Below are 18,209 nucleotides of genomic sequence, written 5' to 3'. Positions count from 1 at the left end.
ATAAAATGGATAAAACTGAAAAGAATACAGAAAGTAATCTTGTGTATAGTGTTGATCCTGGATATCAACATGAAGGTGCTCTTAAAGGTTATGGCAAAGAGGCAACGCAAAAAACCTATGCCCTCAACAATTATGATCCCGCCGCGAGCACGGATATCTTGACCTACACTTCTACTCGTATGGCCAAGACCGTGTTTAATACTTATGAGGATAACGATGATTTCAGTATCGCGTGTTATTTTACTGATTGGGCGCAATACGATGCCAGAGCGGTAGAACCATTGCCTCCAGATGAGGTATTAAAAAATCAGGGCGGTCGTGGCGCTGATTTAACTCGCGTTAAAGGTGATGCAACCAATGGTAGCCCCTTTAAAAAACTGATATTCAGCTTTGTTGGCATCATTGGTGATAAAGGGCCAAAAAAGGATACTATTTTATCGGCTGCTGCAATTTGGGGATTTGGTTCAGATAAGGATAATATTCCCGAAAGTTACACGGGTTGGCCGATCCCAATCGACCCGTGGGCAGATGTCAGTTCATTTTTCAACTGTGGTTTTAAAGAAGGGGCCGGAGGCGTCGTCGCGAAGGATCTCTATGACCAGGAAAAAGCCAAAGGATTACTGGGTGGCTTCCGTGAACTGAAAAAAGCTGACCCTAATCTGGAGATTTCCGTCAGTATTGGTGGCTGGTCAATGAGTGGTGCTTTTTATGATATCTGCCGCGATGATATCCACCGTAAACAGTTTGTTGAGGGGCTGAAAGATCTATTCAATCGTTTCCCGATGTTCAATCATATCGATATTGACTGGGAATATCCCGGCTCTGCGGGAATGGGAAATCAGTTTGATAAAGATGATTATATTTATTATAAAAAACTAATTGAAGAAATAAAGGCTGCCAATATTTCTAATTTAAAAGGGATTAGTATTGCGGCTTCCGGCGATCCGGAAAAAATTGATGATGCCCATATTCCTGAATTAATAGCCGCAGGAGTCACTGGTATTAATTTGATGACTTATGACTTTTTTACTTTAGGTGATGGTCAACTTTCTCACCATACCAACCTGTATCGAAATAAAGATGATAAGTATTCCAAATATTCCGTTGATGATGCTGTCCAGCATTTAATTAAACTTGGTATTGATGAGGAAAAGATTTTTATCGGTTATTCGGGTTATACACGTAATGCGAAAGGTGCAACTATTAACAATCAAAGTCCACTGCAAGGCACTTATACCGGAAGCGGTAATGTTGTAGGCAGTTTCGAATCCGCAGTTATTGAGTGGACAGACGTTATTTATAACTATGTTGATTTCGAAAATGGCATAGGCCGTAATGGCTATGAAATTATCCACGATGAAATAGCACAGGCAGATTACCTTTATAACGAAAAGCTGCAAGTCTTTATGTCATTGGACACGCCCCGCTCTGTCAGAGAAAAAGCCCGTTATGTCAAAGAAAAAGGATTAGGTGGCTTATTTATTTGGTCTGGTGATCAGGATAATGGCTTATTAACCAACGCAGCTCACGAAGGTTTGGGACGTAAAGTTAAGCATCAGATTATTGATATGTCACCATTTTATTTTGATGACGATAATCTCCCTTCTTACGATAAACCCAAAGAGCCACAATGCAAGGATTGTGTTTAATTCTCAATATCATGTTCAGATGGTTATTTAATTGATAACTGTTTGCTGAGTATGACCGAATCACTGAAATGGGATAATAAAAATGAGTAAGAATCGTGATTATTCTGACGGGCCGCAGAATATGAAAAAAGTTTCACCATTATTAGCGGTGGCGGCAGAAATACCTTTATCTAATTCAGCACTAACAAAGAAGAGCACATTTCCACAAGAAGAATATTCATCCACGACATTTTCATTGGTTGATGCACTTAAAAATTTAGGCTATCACTCTATTTTCGATATTGTCAGTGTGTCAAAGCAGCGTTTTGTTAAACGACATAACCAGTCTTTGACCGGTCATGCTGAGATTATCTTTGACAAAGCGGTGAGTATGGCTAACCAATTGGTTCAGCATTATCGGCAAAATTCACTCAGGCAACATGATAGGGAAAAAGCATCATTCCGAATTTCAGGCGCAGAGTATCAGGATGCTGGCGGACAAGTTGGAAAACTACCAGACTATAGCAGCCTGTTCCCGGAACCGTGGGATAATTTTTGTCAGCCAGATGCTATTGAATCCCTTGATAGTCCAGCGAATTACTTACTTGATCTTTATAAATTTGTTCAGCAAATCGAAGTCGATGGCACTAATCAGGCAAGAGTACTGGCAACAAGACGGGAAGATATCTCGCAGTTGATGTTGGACAGTGAGGCACTTTATAAAGAGGTGCGCGCCCTGACTATCGTGAATAATGTGTTGTCTGAAAGTGCCAGAAAATATATTGACCAGACTGGAGAAGCCACTAAGCCCGTTAATCAGGTGTTGGGAGAAACCCGCTTCCCCTTTACGTTGCCCTATAATTTAGCCACTCAACAAATCAATAGAGGATTAGCAGAAAATAACACTGAATTAGGCGCCGTGATCCAGCAAGTAGACACACAATTTCCGTGGAGTACAGGAACTGCAAAAAACCATCAGACTTTGCTGGCCTATACACAATTGAGTAATGAACAAATTGAGATATTAACTGAACCTGCTAATTTTTCTGAAAATTTACTGTCACGTGACCAATTGATGAAGTCTTACTACAGTGGCAGTACTACAGAGCTGGTGCCTGAAAAAGATATTTCACGGCACGCTTATATTGTTGCTCAAGAGGAAGGTATAAACGGGCCAACGAAATTAGTTGAAAATTCTCCCAATGCTTATGACACCATTTCCATCACCTGCAAAAATCAGGCAGGTAAAACCATCACAATTAAACTGCGGGCAGAAAACGTTTTAACTTACTATCGCATCAAGGCAAGAATGGTGCCGTTTGATAACTCTCCACCTTTCAGCCGACAGTTAAAACTGACCTATCTGGAAAGTGATAACCCTGATATCGGTAATCTGGATGAAGGGCCATATTTTGCCAATATGACCATTTACGCAGCTATGCCAGCAGAAAATAATCAACGAATTGGACAAGTTGTCGATCAAATAGATGGCGTCGTATTTCGGGCTATGAGCTATCGGTTAGCGATTGCTAAGTCTGGTACACCATCTTCCGAATTATCACCACAATCCAATGATTTTTTTGAAAATAATTATGGCCTGTCGGAAGGGCAAAGTGTCCAGCTCAAGCAATTGACTGTTTTTGGTGATCAAACTAATACCAAAGTTACTGAACTTGAAAATCTGTTTAGCAGTGGCAAATATCGGCCAATTGTTTCCCCGCATGTTCACTTCTCTAATACGATTTTCAGTAGTGAACAAACTTCGGCGACTTTTCCCGCACCTTATCATTATGGTGGTGTTTATATCAATGCCGGGCAGCGTGATGCGCTGGAAATTATCCGAACAGATGATGGGCGAGAAATTAAGGCAGTATCACAATTCCGTTATGACAGGTTAAATCGTTTTATCCGTTTACAGCGTTGGTTTGACTTACCTTACCATCAGCTTGATCTCTTGCTGGCTTCTGGCATAAAAGCTGAAACCAATAATCTGGACATGAGAATTACGGATAATATATTGAAATCATTAGGACTATTCCGGCATCTGAACGTTCAATATAAAGTGACAGCGGAAATGTTTGCCAGTTGGCTATATCAGGTGACACCATTTTCAATCAGCGATAACGTGCCATTCTTTGACCAGCTCTTCAATCAGACAAAACTGTTTGATCAACCGTTAGTACTGGATAATACAGAATTCAATTATATGGCAACTCAAGGAGATGATGCCAAAACGATCAAACAACTTTGTGCAGGGTTGGGCATTTCTTCGGTGACGTTCCAACTGATTGCCCCGCTTGTTGAAAATGTGTATACGCCAATACAGTCTGCGATGCCTGGAAGATTAAAGCGTAATCTTGATGTTGTCTCAAGCCTCTACCGTTTAGTTAGTATTCCTCGCACCTTTGGTCTTTCCACAGAAGATGGGTTGATTCTTGCTGATATTCTGACGAATGACCACGGTTATCTGGCTAAGCCACCTGTTTTCCCTCTGACTAATACTTCTGCCAACAGTGCGGAACAGAACAATCTTCTTATCTTCATCATGAAAATGGAGATTATGAGTGCCTGGTTGGTGAAAAGCAAAATGACGGCGGCAAAACTTTCCCTGATGCTGGGTAAAACAGTATTGCCTGTTGTGCCTACTGATAGCATGGTCACTTTCTTTAAAGGTATTGCTGCCGGGTTATCTGAAAACGTACTTTTATCATCGTCAGATTTTATCCGTCCAGAGCTGGTTGGAATCGACTGGTGGACATTACTGACAGGGGAGCATGGACTACTTAATCAGCAAGGGTTGGTATTAGATATTCCACCAGAGTGGAACAAAACAGAGGAAAATCAAATCAGGGAAAAGGTCAAAGCATTGTTTACTGAAGAGGGAGCGGTTTCAGATAATGCTATTAATATTGTGGCCCAACTCTTGATTCAGGCCAAAAATGCACAGGATAATCTGCTATCCAGTGCGATTGCAGCGGAATATGGCGTGGAAAAGAGCCTGGTTCCCTTACAGCTTCTCTGGTTAGGCAGTAATGTTTATCAAGTTTTGAACATGATCCTGACGGGAGTACCGGAAACCGCAGCGGATCTCAGTAGCCAATTTACCGATTTAACCTATAGCCTGCTTATTTATACTCAAATCATCAACACGTTAAAAATCAATAAAAACTTGCTGTTACTGCGCCTGACAAAACCAGAATGGCTTGGTGTGTTAAATAACAAAACCTCAAACTCATTGTCATTGGATGAAATATATTCTTTGACTCGTTATCAAGATTTGGTGAGCAGCGCCAATCAGAACGAAGACAAGTTGTATGATTATTTCACTTATGCGAATGAGGATCATACCAATCAGCTACAATCCAATCAGTCACAACCCAATAGAAAAACAGCCAGAAATGGCATTGATGATCACAGTGAAACATGTGCAGATATTCTTGCCGATATTTTGGGATGGGATGCCAATGAAATCTATCTGGCTTGTACTTTGCGAGCATTAACTCCCCCACAGGCACAAAATCTACTCCATATCGACTGGTTACGCAGATTGCAGCAACTTGCAACCAGTACAAACCTGTCAGTGAAAACCTTATGGGATGCCAGCGAATTAACAATCAGCACTGATTTCAACCTCTACCAGAGCGTTGGTGAAGCGGTTATGGCGGCCTTAAAAGCGCAAGGAGATATTGAGAATGTCTAATTCCATTGAAGCAAAATTACAAGAAGATTTGCGTGATGCTCTGGTCGATTATTATCTTGGGCAAATTGTTCCCAAAGGGGCAGATTTCCAGCGTGATCGTGAGAAAATCAAGAATGTTGATGATCTTTATGATTATCTGTTGTTGGATACACAAGTTTCTTCAAAAGTGACCACTTCACGTTTGTCCTATGTTACTCAATCGGTACAACAATATATTAATCGCATTATGCTCAATTTGGAGTCGGGCCTTGCCATGACTCAGGAAGAGATCGCCGATTGGCAGGAGTTTGCCAACCGTTATGGTTATTGGTCAGCCAACCAGCAACTCAGGCTATATCCTGAAATTTATGTTGATCCGACTCTGCGCCTGACAAAAACAGAATTTTTCTTTCAACTGGAAAGTGCATTAAATCAGGGAAAATTGACTGATGATGCGGCACAAAAAGCAGTTCTTGGTTATCTGAATCAGTTTGAAGAAGTGAGTAATCTGGAAGTCCTTTCCGGTTATGAAGATGGCGTAGACGTTGCCAACGATAAAACCTATTTCATTGCCAGAACCCGCACCCAACCTTATCGTTACTTCTGGCGCTCACTGGATATGATGCAGCGTAACACTGCGACCAATGAGCTGTATCCGACAGCCTGGAGTGAGTGGAAACCTATCAGTGTGCCATTGGAAAATGCCCGCAACGGTATTGTTCGTCCGGTGATTATGAATAATCGCCTCTATATTGGCTGGTTTGAGGTTTCAGAAGAGAAAGATGATAAAGAGAGCACAGCAATTCGTTACCGCACCAAGCTCAATATAGCGCATCTGGGGTTCGATGGTACATGGAGCAGCGGCACAACAGTTCGCGAAGAAGTGTTGGCTCACGCTATGGATAAAATGATCGCTGTGCTTGACCGGACAGGAAAAGAAGAGCGTTTGGCGCTGGTAGCCTTTACCCGTCTTCATGGTGAAGATAAGAACGGGCCTTATGATTATGACGAAGTATTCAGTTATATCTGTGACAATATGCTGATGGCTTCTTCAGATCTTCCTCCTTCAACAACGCATCTCTCTGACCAGGATGATTATGGTAATAAGCTGGTTTGGTTTTTCTTCCGTGAACCCGATAATGGGGGAATGGAAGAATTCAATCAGCTCATCCTCTATCCCGTTAACATCAATAGAAAATGGCCAATTGAGGGAGAAACGACATTTGAGGGCAAACTGGGCAATAAGGAAAATTTCAAGCTCAGTGCAGATTATGTGGAAGATACACTGGATATGTATCTGACCTCTACTTCAACCTACAAATACGATTTCAGTAAGAGTAAAAATATTTTGTATTGCATCTGGTTGCAGGATAAAAACGGTAACCGATGTTGGCTTGAATATAAGTCCCTGACCAAAGAAGACTTTGAAAAAGGTAACATCGAGCTTCATGCCCGCGTGAAACGGTGTAACAGTGATGACCTGAAAGATATCATTGTTGTTACTGGTTTCAGCTTGCCGAAAGAAAATGGTGACGATATTGGTGGCAGAATTAAGGTCACGCTAAGTGTTGGTAAATTGTTGCGGGAAAAATTCCAGATCAAACAGAGTAAACAGACTCAATATTTGCAATTCCCTGACAATCAATCAAAACCCGTTTGGTATTCCGGTAAGCAGACTCGCTTAAATACGTTGTTTGCTAAGGAACTCATTAGTAAAGCAAGCAAAAAGCTGGAACTAGTATTGAGTTGGGAAACTCAAAACCTGCATGAAGAATCCATCTCTGGCGGCGGTTCAGTACCGATTGATCTGGAAGGAGCGAACGGTATCTATTTCTGGGAATTGTTCTTCCATATGCCGTTTCTGGTGGCATGGCGATTTAATGTTGAACAGCGTTTTGAAGAAGCCAGTCGCTGGATTAAATACCTCTTTGATCCATATGAAAATGAAGATGAACCTGCATTGAAACAGGGAAAACCACGTTACTGGAACAGTCGTCCATTGCTTGATGATCCCAAAGAGACTTACAGTTTGATGCAACCCAGTGATCCTGATGCTATTGCCTCTGGCGAACCGATCCACTACCGCAAGGCGATTTTCTATTTCCTGGTCAGAAACCTCATTGATCAAGGTGATATGGAGTATCGAAAACTCCAGCCTACGGCAAGAACCATTGCCCGTCTGAGTTATGCCACGGCCAGTTCGCTGCTTGGCCGGCGCCCTGATGTGCAATTAGCCAGTTATTGGCAGCCACTGACATTGGAAGATGCGCTTTACCAATACGATAACAGTGAACTACGCCAATTGGAGATGCAAAGCCAGCCGTTGCCGTACATTCCGGTTGTTCACGACAACACTATCCGTGCCATTGACAATGATCTGTTTATGAAACCGATCAACAGCGATCTGACCGCGCTTTGGGATCGCCTTGAAAACCGGATTTACAATTTGCGGCATAACCTTACGTTGGATGGTAAAGAGATTAATATGGCGTTGTATGATGAAAAAATCTCTCCACGGGGCCTGATGAATCTGCGTTACCAACGTGTCGTGACAGCGCGTAATGCCAGCCGAATGAATTTCAATCCTCCCAATTACCGTTTTGAACCAATGCTGGCTCGTGCCAAAGGTGGGGTTGATACATTGATCCAGTTTGGCAGCACCTTATTGAGTCTGCTGGAACGCAAGGAAAGCCTGAGTTTTGAAAAATACCAAATGCTCCAGAACAGTGATCTGTACCGCTTTTCAATAGATCTGCAACAGCAGGAAATCAATATTAATCAGGCTAGCCTGGAAGCGTTGCAAATCAGTAAGAAAGCCGCACAGGATCGATATGAACATTTCAAATCACTGCATGACGAAAATATTTCACCAACAGAACAACAGATAATTGAACTTCAATCCCAATCGGCTTCTGCTTTACTGGCCGCTCAAACATTGCGTACTGGTGCAGCGGCATTGGATATGTTGCCTAACATTTATGGGTTGGCAGTAGGGGGATCGCGCTGGGGGGCAGCATTAAATGCCGCAGCCGAAATCATTATGATCAAACATCAGTCTGACAGTATCAAAGCTGACAGTTTGAGTGTATCGGAATCATATCGCCGTCGCCGTCAAGAGTGGGAAATACAGTACAAACAGGCGGAATGGGAAGTGAACTCTATTGATCAACAAATTAATGTGCAAAACTTGCAAGTGGAGGCTGCGAATAAACGGTTGGTACAGATTGCAGCTGAACAACAAAAGTCATTGGAATTGTTGGATTATTTCTCCAGTCGTTTTACTAATGAAAGCCTGTACACATGGATGATAAGCCAACTGTCAAACTTATATCTGCAAGCTTATGATGCCGTTTCATCACTGTGTCTTTCCGCGGAAGCCTCATTGCAGTATGAACTGGATTCAGAGCAAACCTTTATTGAAGGCAGCAGTTGGAATGATTTTTATCAGGGGCTGATGTCTGGTGAAACCCTGAAATTGGCTTTGCAGAGAATGGAACGTACCTACATTGAACAGAATTCACGCTTGCAAGAAATTACTAAGACCATCTCCCTGAAAGAACTTCGAAAAGAGATGTGGGATAAAGACCTGGAGACGCTGAAACAACATTCAGCAATCACTTTCAACTTACAAGAAGCCGATTTTGCAAAGGATTATCCCAATCTTTCTCATCGTCGAATTAAATCTGTCTCAGTTTCCCTTCCTATGCTGGTGGGGCCTTATGAAGATATTTGTGCGCAGTTATCGTTGGGCGTCAATGCCCGCATGGTAAAAGCCGATGTTCAGGTCATGGAAAAAGTCCTGAAAAATGGTCTTAATGCTGATTCTCCCTATTGGGTACGTAGCATCCATCCTAACCAGCAGATCTCTCTGTCCAGTGGTATGAATGACAGCGGCATGTTCACACTGAATTTTGATGATGAACGTTTCTTACCATTTGAAGGATCTGGCGTCGAATCAAGCTGGACATTCGCCTTCACTAACCAGACACAAAATCTTGACAGCTTGACCGATGTCATTCTGCACGTCAGATATACGGCTAAAGCAGGTTCTTCTGCGTTTGGCAAAGCCGTCCAGAAACTACTGGCAGAATCCAAAACGGCGGACTCATAACCGCATGGTTTTGGTTTGTTACAGGTGATTTCATGATGAACCAGCCTTCTGAAAAGGAGGCTGAACAGGAAAAACGATTGGAGTTTCTCAATGGCTAATAAATACATTTATACATCATCAAAAGCAATGTCCGATATCAGTGATGCTATTGGTGAACCATTAACTGCCTGGAACCAGCAGGAAGGCGGGCAAGTTTATAATGTCATTTTTGATGGTAACGTTTATACCAATACTTATTGGGTTGAACGCTGGCATGTTCCCGGTCAATCCGGCAAAGAAAGTTCACCGCATAATGCCTGGAAATATGTACGTGCAGCAACGGCAGATGAAATGAAACAGCATGGCAATCCAACGGATGGCACGGTATTGCCAACAGAAAATATTCCATTCCCTATTCTGCAATTTGATGAATATACGGAAGACAGTTACCAACAAGTTGGATACAAACCCGATGGCTCAGGTTCATATTTATCTTATACCGCTACCCGTGTCTGTAAACCCATGTATAACCAGTATGAAAGCGATCTAACAAAGCCCAAACTTTCTGCTTATATTACAGATTGGTCCCAATATGATGTTCGTCTTGATAAAGATGATGAAGAGAATAAAGATCCAAACCAATGGGGCAGGGGATTTGATTTAGCGACCATTGATCCAACTATTTATGACAAATTGATTTTCAGTTTTTTAGGTGTTTGTGGTGATGTTGGTGTTAAGAAAGACAAAGTGAACGAAGTGTGGGCTGGCTGGAATTCCCAGACTGATCAGAAAATCAGTGAAGGTCATATTGTGCCACTGGATCCTTACGGTGATTTAGGAACAGCGCGTAACGTGGGATTGCCAGAAACAAATCAGAACACGGCAATTAATCCGGGAACGTTTCTGCCCTATTACAACCAGAGTAAAGCGGCTGGTTTGTTGGGAGGATTGCGGGAACTCCAAAAGCGTGCACGTGCGGCCGGCCATAAACTGGAGCTGGCATTCAGTATTGGTGGCTGGAGCCTGTCGAGTTATTTTTCCGTGATGGCGGCTGATGAAAATCAGCGTAGTGTTTTCATTGGTAGTGTGGTCGATTTTTTTGAGCGTTTCCCGATGTTCAGTTGTGTGGATATTGACTGGGAATATCCGGGAGCCGCGGGGGATGAACACAATCACATTAGTGAAGATGATGGTAAAAATTATGCCCTTTTGGTTAAAGAGTTACGAACAGCACTGGATAATCGGTTTGGTATCGGCAGCAAGGAAATTTCCATTGCCTGTAGCGGGGTAAAAGCGAAATTGGAGAAATCCAATATTGCTGAACTAGTGAAAAATGGACTGGACAACATCTTCCTGATGAGTTACGACTTTTTTGGTACAGGATGGGCGAGTTATATTGGTCACCACACTAATCTTTATTCCCCCAACGATCCCGATCCCAAGGGAGAATATGATCTTTCCGCTGAGGCAGCGATTCAATATCTGCATCAAGAATTGGGCATTCCCTTGAACATGATTAACTTAGGTTATGCCAACTATGGGCGTGCAGGTAAAGGTGCCAATCTTGAAACACGCCGGTATGATATGCCCGCTGATGCGTTAGGAACAATGGAAAAGGGGGCACCGGAATTTTTCGATATCGTCAATAATTACCTGGATAATGAACACACACTCAGCACCGGAAAGAATGGATTTGTATTGATGACGGACACCAACGCGGATGCCGATTTTCTGTTCAGTGAAAAGCAGGGGCATTTCATTTCATTGGATACGCCGCGTACGGTGAAACAAAAAGGAGAATACGTCAGCGAACATCAATTAGGAGGGATCTTTTCTTGGTCTGGTGATCAGGATTGCGGGCTGTTAGCGAATGCAGCCAGAGAAGGAATGGGATATGTTGCCAAATCTAACCGTGAAACTATTGATATGGGGCCGTTGTATAATCCCGGAAAGGCTTACTATTTAAAATCGCTTCGTGAATTAAAGTCTTCTCGTTAAAACTATAGATTCAGATCTCTGACAAACCTCGTTGAAAATAACGGGGTTTGTTACTTTCATCTCGAATAATAATCTTGCCTGTTTCCCCTCATCTTAATTGAAATATGAAGGGCATATATAAATTTTTAATTATTCATTAGGTGAAAAAGACCTTGATGCGTTTGATGGTGTTACTGGCTCCTTTCAACATAGTGGTCTGTATGACCGATGGCTGGAAAAGCGATGAAAAAAACACTGATGGGGAAATTGCATGTGGTCAGCAAGCGTTATACACAACGCATAGAGAGACATAACCTGAATCTTCGTCAGCATTTGGCAAGACTGACTCGCAAAACCTTATCTTTTTCAAAATCCGTGGAAATGCATGACAGAGTCATGGGGGATTATTTAAATATTCATCACTATCAATAAATTGGAATCATGGCCTACATCCAAAGGAAAATATAACTACACAGAAACAGACCTCTTATTATTACGGATATACCAAGAGGTCTGTAAAGATTGTTGCTTAAGCAGCATGAGAATAATCAAACACTGATCTTATGACCCGATAATGCAGAATTATGACGGGCCTGACCATCAGCGCCATAAAGAGAAGGGCTGTGATGGCTTTTCAAAAAAGCAATTGCCTGACTATTTAACTCAATATGTTGATCCAACAAAAATCCATTATGCGTATTTAAATCACGAATTCGTTCAACCGACTGACTGATTTGATCCCACAACACAGCTAATATTTCATGGTCAGCATAAGGTGCACTCACTTTCAGCGTTCCATTTAATTGCTGACGCTTTCTTTCCGCATGATCGAGTGCCGAAAGCAAAAATGTTTTTTGCTCTGTGACACGATGCAAATGATTCGCTTCAATAAAGCCTTCGTTCAGGATACGTTGTTCTTCTGCCATCGTTGTCGAAAGCGAATGTAAGTGTGCACTTTGCTGCTCAAGCAAGAGTTGAAGTTCTTCCATTTATGGCCTTTATGATTTTGCTGGTTTATTTCTTATAATTCTTGTTATTAAGGTAATAAGTTTTAAGTAATCAGTTTTCAAGGGCTTCTCTGAGCAGGGCATCAGCAATTTTACCACTGTCCATAGTTAGGGTTCCCTTCGCAATAGCTTCTTTCAGTTGTTGTACTTTCTGGATATTAATGTCTTGACTACTTGGCTGAACCAGTTTTTTCTGCGCCTCACTCAGTCTAACTTGCGTATCGGCGCTTTTTTCTGCAACAGCCACAGTCCTGCGAGTGCTTTGGGCACTTTCATTGGCATTGCGTTGCTGTAAAGCAGCAATAGCCAGTAGAGGTTGAGTGCGTTCAATACTCATAATTGTAATCCTTTAATCAGGCATTATTTATTTATCTTATACTCTATTGGGTAGAGGTAGCAGGCGATATACCGCTGGCATGCCTGTAAATCATGGTCTGATGGTTATATCGGCGTAGAAACATAAAACTTTAGCCATTCATAACATCATTTTTACACTACCATTTTCCTGAGCTTCTCCGGTAATAACCTGCCCGGAAACCAAGCGGACACGGATATTATCAAAACTTGCAGCATTGTTAATTGCTTTTCCTTTATAACGTACCCGGAAATTTTGTCCATCTACAGTAATGACAACATTTTGTCCGGCTTTAATCACCCAGGGACGCCGGAGCATATTACGAGTGATGAATTGCCCGGCAGGTATGTTGCGAATGGCAATACCATTAAGTGTAACCTTTTTGTTATGGATGATGTCGTTTGGTAGTTTGTCTAAAGCGCCTGTTTTGACCTGAAAATCTTTTTCTCTCAGTACCGAATTACGTTGAATTGCACGATTTGAAACTAAATATGGGCCAGTAACACTGACGTGGATTTGCATAAAACGACGTTGCTGACCACAGTTAACCGGCAGCGAAATATTTCCCCAATTTTTATTGCCCATTGGTGGATGTATTTCAGGAGATTCACATGTTGGCCATTGTTGTTCCGGTGTTTTGATGTCTACGGAAACCTTATAATTCGTGCCGTAATGAATCTGCTTGAAATAATCATTGATTGAACGGGGTAAATCATTTCCCCATGCCAAAGAACCACCAAAAAACAGGTTAAGAAAAAAGGTAAGGGATCCGATAAATTTTACTACAGGTATTTTAATCATTTTTATCTCTCTTACTCTTACCTTCTATTACCTGACACTAGTGAGGTAAACCATGATTCCAAAAATATTCAGTATCTGCTGGATGTTAATAGTGTAACGCGCTTGATTATTAGTTAATGGGATAAATAGCAAATCAATTTGTGTCTATTCTTCGAATCGGCTTTTTCTTCTGAGTTTATGCTGTTAGCACTCTTAATGCGTTACGGGGCTTGGTTCTGCGGGACTTACCCTAAACTGGCCTATAAAAGCCGGCTATAAAACAGGCGAGGGAGGAATATGCTCGATAAATTAGATACCGCCTTTCATTTTCGACAAGAAGCCCTGGTACTCCGCAACCAGCGGCAGGAAATTCTGTCGGCGAACATTGCCAATGCGGATACCCCTGGCTATCAGGCTCGTGATATCGATTTTGCCGCCCAATTAAGAAAGGTGATGGAACATGGTCGTGTGACGGGGAATGGAATTGGGCTGACTCTGACTTCCAATCGACATATTCCCATTCAGCCTCAGAAACGTTTGGAGATGGATCTATTGTACCGGGTGCCTCACCAGACGGCGATGGATGGAAATACCGTTGACATGGATATGGAACGTAGCAATTTCGCAGATAACAGTCTGAAATATCAGGCTGAACTTACCATGACGCATGCTCAGATCAAAAGCATGATGTCAGTTCTACAGTCACAAGGATAATGGGAATGTCTTTACTCAGTATTTTTGATATTGCCGGCTCCGCGCTTTCTGCTCAGTCTCAGCGGCTGAATGTCAGCGCCAGTAATATGGCGAATGCCGATAGTATCGTTGGGCCGGATGGCGAGCCTTATCGTGCCAAACAAGTCGTATTTCGTGTCGCTGCGCCAGCAGGACAGGAGATCGGCGGTGTGCACGTCAGTGAAGTGGTGGATGATCCCACACCTTTCCGTCTTGAATATCAGCCGGGCAGCCCGTTGGCGGATGAAAAAGGTTATGTTCGTATGCCAAATGTCGATGTCGTCGGGGAAATGGTCAATACCATCTCTGCTTCCCGCAGTTATCAGGCAAATATTGAAGTTCTCAACACCACTAAGTCCATCATGCTGAAAACCCTGACTCTGGGTCAGTAACAGGAATTCCATTATGGCAGTTACCGCTTCAATCAATGACTCTTTGGATAATTCAACGGTCGGTGAATTAGCCAGCATCACCAAAACACAGCCGCAGAAAAGTGGCGATATCAAAGATAACTTCTTGAATTTACTGGTTACACAGCTTAAGAATCAGGACCCAACCAATCCAATGCAAAATAATGAACTGACTGCGCAGCTTGCGCAGATCAGTACTGTTGAAGGCATTGAAAAACTCAATAAATCGTTGGGTGCCATTGTTGGACAAATGGAAGGCAATCAAACAATGCAAACGACCATGTTAATTGGTCGTAAAGTCATGATCCCTGGCGATAAAATTTTAGTAGGTTCCAATGAAAAGAAAGAAATCAGTACATTTGGGTTTGAACTGAACCGGCCTGCCGACAGTGTCAAAGTAACCATCAAAGATAAGAGTGGTGCGGTAGTCCGGGAATTGGATATCGGTAAGTTAAATACAGGTGTTCATAACCTCGTATGGGATGGTAAAGACGCGGATGGCAAGGAAGTTGCAGACGGAGCATATAGCTTCACTGTTTCTGCAAGCTATCAAGATCAAGCGTTAGTGACACTTCCGCTGACACAGGGTGTGGTAAACGGTGTCACGCGGGGTGAGGACGGCACTAAATTAGATTTAGGGCTGGCGGGTACGGTAACCATGGATAAAGTTCGTCAGATTCTTTAATTAAACGGAGGACATATGTCTTTTTCACAAGCGGTTAGTGGCTTGAATGCCGCAGCGAGTAATCTGGATGTTATTGGTAATAACATCTCAAACTCAGCGACATTTGGCTTTAAATCTAGCTCAGCCGCGTTTGCGGATGTTTTCAGTGGTTCAGACGTGGGTTTGGGGGTTAAGGTTTCTGGTATGTTTCAGAACTTTAAAGATGGCTCAACCACTAAGACTAATCGCCAGTTGGATATGGCAATTACACAAGGCGGTTTTTTCCGCATGCAGGATTCCAGCGGTAATATTTTCTATTCCCGTAACGGTCAGTTCCAAATGGATAAAGAGCGTAATCTGATCAATATGCAGGGCATGAAGTTGACGGGTTATCCGGCGGTAAACGGAGAAATTCAGCAAGGCGGAGCTGTAGAGCCGCTTTCAATTCCAACGGATATGTTGAATGCAAAAGCGAGCACAGAAGTTAAGTTGAAAGCTACCCTAAATTCAATGCATCCAGCGATTGATCAGGTAAAAAACGCCTTTGATCCGAATAATAAAGATAGCTTTAGCTACAGCACAACTCTGCAAGTCTATGACAGTTTGGGAAATCAACATGATCTCAATATATTCTTCGTGAAAACAGCCAATAATAAGTGGGAGTTTCATGCTAAGGATATCTCTGTAGCAGGTTCTACCGCTCATCATAAATTGGGTGATGTGGAATTTGACGGCAATGGTCAAATGGTCGGCATCAATAATGCATTTACATTCAATGTAGAATCTTTGAATGGGTCAATTACTGCACCAATCACCATCGATTTTTCGGGTAGTAAACAGCAGAACATTGCACAAGATTCTATCTCTAATCCAATACAAGATGGCTATGCTGCGGGTAGTTTCATTGACTATCGTGTGGATAATGACGGCAAGATTTACGCTACCTATTCCAACAACCAGAAACAAGTATTAGGTCAGGTAGTACTGGCAAACTTTTCTAATCCTGAAGGCTTGGCTGCGCAAGGTGATAACGTTTGGGTAGAATCCGGCGCATCCGGTAGTCCGGTAGTGGGTCTTGCGGATTCTGGTAACTTCGGCAAGCTGATCAGCGGTGCGCTGGAAGCGTCTAACGTGGATATGAGTCAGGAGCTAGTCAATATGATCGTCGCTCAGCGTAACTATCAATCTAACGCCCAGACTATCAAGACACAGGATCAAATCCTGCAAACTTTGGTCAGCATGCGTTAATAAGCTCAGGCGGATAGCTTTATGGATCACGTTATATATACCGCTATGGGCGCCGCGCGCCAGACACTGGAGCATCAGGCCGTTACTGCTAACAATCTGGCGAACGCTTCGACGCCGGGCTTTAAAGCTCAGCTTGCTGCATTGCGTGCTGTTCCAATTGAAGGTGAAACCCTGCCAACCCGTACTTTGGTTGTTGCCTCCACTCCCGGCATGGATAGCCGTCAGGGGCCAATGAATTATACTGCTCGTCCATTGGATGTTGCTGTCGGACAAAGTGGCTATCTGGCTGTTCAACTTGAAGATGGGACGGAAGCCTATACCCGCAACGGCAGCATCCAGATTTCACCAGAAGGGCAACTGATGATACAGGGGCGTATGTTGATGGGTGAAAACGGGCCAATTGATGTTCCACCACAAGCTGAACTGACCATTGCAGCAGATGGTGCCATTTCTGCCCTGATTGCCAGCGATCCTCCGACTTTATTGGGGCAGATTGGCAAACTGAAAATCGTCAAACCGGAAGCGGGTCAAGTAGTGCGCGGTGATGATGGTTTGTTCCATTTAACGCCACAGGCGCGGGAACAACAAGGTGATGAACTGGCGGCGAGCACTGAAGTGAAAATCATGCCGGGTGTACTGGAAGGCAGCAATGTTAACCCAGTGGAAAGCATGGTGAACATGATCGCCAACGCGCGTCGTTTTGAGATGCAGATGAAAGTTATACACAGTTCTGATGAAAATGCTCAGCGGGCTAACCAGCTTCTCACTATGAGCTAATCGGGGGGATAAATTCATGATCCGATCTTTATGGATTGCCAAGACTGGGCTGGATGCTCAGCAAACAAATATGGATGTAATTGCCAACAACCTGGCAAACGTCAGCACTAATGGTTTTAAACGTCAGCGTGCGGTGTTTGAAGATTTACTTTATCAAACTGAACGCCAGCCCGGTGCAATGTCATCTGAACAGACTAACCTGCCATCCGGTTTACAGATTGGTACAGGGGTTCGTCCGGTAGCGACTGAGCGATTGCACAGTCAGGGTAACCTAGCACAGACCAACAATAGTAAAGATGTGGCAATCAAGGGACAGGGTTTTTTCCAGATCCAGTTACCTGATGGCACAACTGGCTATACCCGTGATGGTTCATTTCAGGTGGATCAGAATGGTCAGTTAGTGACTGCCGGCGGTTTTCAGGTCGTGCCTGCCATCATCATTCCAGACAATGCCACCAAAATTAACATTGCTCGTGATGGTATCGTCAGCGTAAACGTGCAGGGGCAAAACGCGCCGCAGCAGGTTGGACAATTGACACTGACTACCTTTATCAATGAAAGCGGTCTGGAAAGTATCGGTGAGAACCTGTATCTGGAAACCAACAGTTCCGGTGTTCCGGTAGAAAATGCACCGGGCATCAATGGTGCCGGATTGCTCTACAAGGGGTATGTTGAAACCTCTAACGTCAATGTGGCGGAAGAACTGGTCAGTATGATTCAGGTTCAACGAGCCTACGAAATTAACAGTAAAGCAGTATCGACTTCAGATCAGATGCTGCAAAAGCTGACTCAGTTATAACCTAATCATTAATCAGTGGGGAATAAATTCCCCACGATTTCTACGATAAACTTAAGAGCATCG

At 43.1% G+C, this 18,209-nt stretch carries 13 protein-coding genes and 1 pseudogene; 11 read left to right on the top strand and 3 right to left on the bottom strand.

What is annotated here, in order from left to right:
• Nucleotides 1-5 precede the first annotated feature (5 nt).
• From Xbud_RS03955 to Xbud_RS03935, 5 genes and pseudogenes are all read left to right on the top strand, one after another.
• On the top strand, nucleotides 6-1,649 hold the full coding sequence (locus Xbud_RS03955; protein ID WP_099134846.1) for a glycosyl hydrolase family 18 protein: 1,644 nt from the start codon (nucleotides 6-8) through the stop codon (nucleotides 1,647-1,649).
• A gap of 82 nt (nucleotides 1,650-1,731) precedes the next feature.
• Nucleotides 1,732-5,328, top strand: coding sequence for a Tc toxin subunit A (locus tag Xbud_RS03950; protein WP_099134845.1), 3,597 nt, complete (start codon nucleotides 1,732-1,734; stop codon nucleotides 5,326-5,328).
• A complete protein-coding gene (locus Xbud_RS03945; protein ID WP_099134844.1) occupies nucleotides 5,321-9,418 on the top strand; it encodes a Tc toxin subunit A-related protein in 4,098 nt (1,365 codons plus the stop codon). The genes Xbud_RS03950 and Xbud_RS03945 overlap by 8 nt, the downstream gene beginning before the upstream one ends.
• Nucleotides 9,419-9,508: 90 nt before the next feature.
• On the top strand, nucleotides 9,509-11,395 hold the full coding sequence (locus Xbud_RS03940; RefSeq protein WP_099134843.1) for a glycosyl hydrolase family 18 protein: 1,887 nt from the start codon (nucleotides 9,509-9,511) through the stop codon (nucleotides 11,393-11,395).
• A gap of 149 nt (nucleotides 11,396-11,544) precedes the next feature.
• Nucleotides 11,545-11,806 (top strand): annotated as a pseudogene (locus tag Xbud_RS03935) (IS1 family transposase); the annotation flags it as partial.
• Nucleotides 11,807-11,922: 116 nt separating this feature from the next.
• Here the strand turns inward: Xbud_RS03935 and Xbud_RS03930 are convergent.
• The 3 genes from Xbud_RS03930 to flgA form a co-directional block, all read right to left on the bottom strand.
• Entirely contained in the window at nucleotides 11,923-12,363 is a 441-nt protein-coding gene (locus Xbud_RS03930; RefSeq protein ID WP_099134842.1) for a flagella synthesis protein FlgN, read from the bottom strand.
• Nucleotides 12,364-12,433: 70 nt separating this feature from the next.
• Nucleotides 12,434-12,718 carry a flagellar biosynthesis anti-sigma factor FlgM gene (gene flgM, locus Xbud_RS03925; protein ID WP_038259987.1) on the bottom strand — a complete coding sequence of 95 codons (285 nt, stop codon included), beginning with the start codon at nucleotides 12,716-12,718 and terminating at the stop codon, nucleotides 12,434-12,436.
• A 138-nt stretch (nucleotides 12,719-12,856) separates the two neighbouring features.
• Complete coding sequence (flgA, locus tag Xbud_RS03920) at nucleotides 12,857-13,537, bottom strand: flagellar basal body P-ring formation chaperone FlgA (protein ID WP_244589843.1); 681 nt, start codon at nucleotides 13,535-13,537, stop codon at nucleotides 12,857-12,859.
• Between the two features lie 276 nt (nucleotides 13,538-13,813).
• Between flgA and flgB the strand changes: the two genes are divergently transcribed.
• The 6 genes from flgB to flgG are packed head-to-tail and all read left to right on the top strand — an operon-like array spanning nucleotide 13,814 to nucleotide 18,146.
• Complete coding sequence (gene flgB, locus Xbud_RS03915; protein WP_099134841.1) at nucleotides 13,814-14,230, top strand: flagellar basal body rod protein FlgB; 417 nt, start codon at nucleotides 13,814-13,816, stop codon at nucleotides 14,228-14,230.
• A gap of 5 nt (nucleotides 14,231-14,235) precedes the next feature.
• Entirely contained in the window at nucleotides 14,236-14,640 is a 405-nt protein-coding gene (gene flgC, locus Xbud_RS03910; RefSeq protein WP_099134840.1) for a flagellar basal body rod protein FlgC, read from the top strand.
• A gap of 13 nt (nucleotides 14,641-14,653) precedes the next feature.
• Nucleotides 14,654-15,343, top strand: a complete 690-nt coding sequence (flgD, locus tag Xbud_RS03905; protein ID WP_099134839.1) for a flagellar hook assembly protein FlgD — start codon at nucleotides 14,654-14,656, stop codon at nucleotides 15,341-15,343.
• A 15-nt stretch (nucleotides 15,344-15,358) separates the two neighbouring features.
• The gene (flgE, locus tag Xbud_RS03900; protein WP_099134838.1) at nucleotides 15,359-16,570 is read left to right on the top strand and encodes a flagellar hook protein FlgE; all 1,212 of its coding nucleotides are present in this window, start codon (nucleotides 15,359-15,361) and stop codon (nucleotides 16,568-16,570) included.
• A 21-nt stretch (nucleotides 16,571-16,591) separates the two neighbouring features.
• Entirely contained in the window at nucleotides 16,592-17,347 is a 756-nt protein-coding gene (locus Xbud_RS03895) for a flagellar basal body rod protein FlgF (protein WP_099134837.1), read from the top strand.
• 16 nt (nucleotides 17,348-17,363) lie between these two features.
• Nucleotides 17,364-18,146 (top strand): flagellar basal-body rod protein FlgG, encoded by a 783-nt coding sequence (gene flgG, locus Xbud_RS03890; RefSeq protein WP_099134836.1) that lies wholly within the window; start codon nucleotides 17,364-17,366, stop codon nucleotides 18,144-18,146.
• Nucleotides 18,147-18,209 lie beyond the last annotated feature (63 nt).

It is taken from the genome of Xenorhabdus budapestensis, assembly GCF_002632465.1.
Lineage (GTDB): Bacteria > Pseudomonadota > Gammaproteobacteria > Enterobacterales > Enterobacteriaceae > Xenorhabdus > Xenorhabdus budapestensis.
This window is presented reverse-complemented; position numbering and strand designations above follow the sequence as displayed.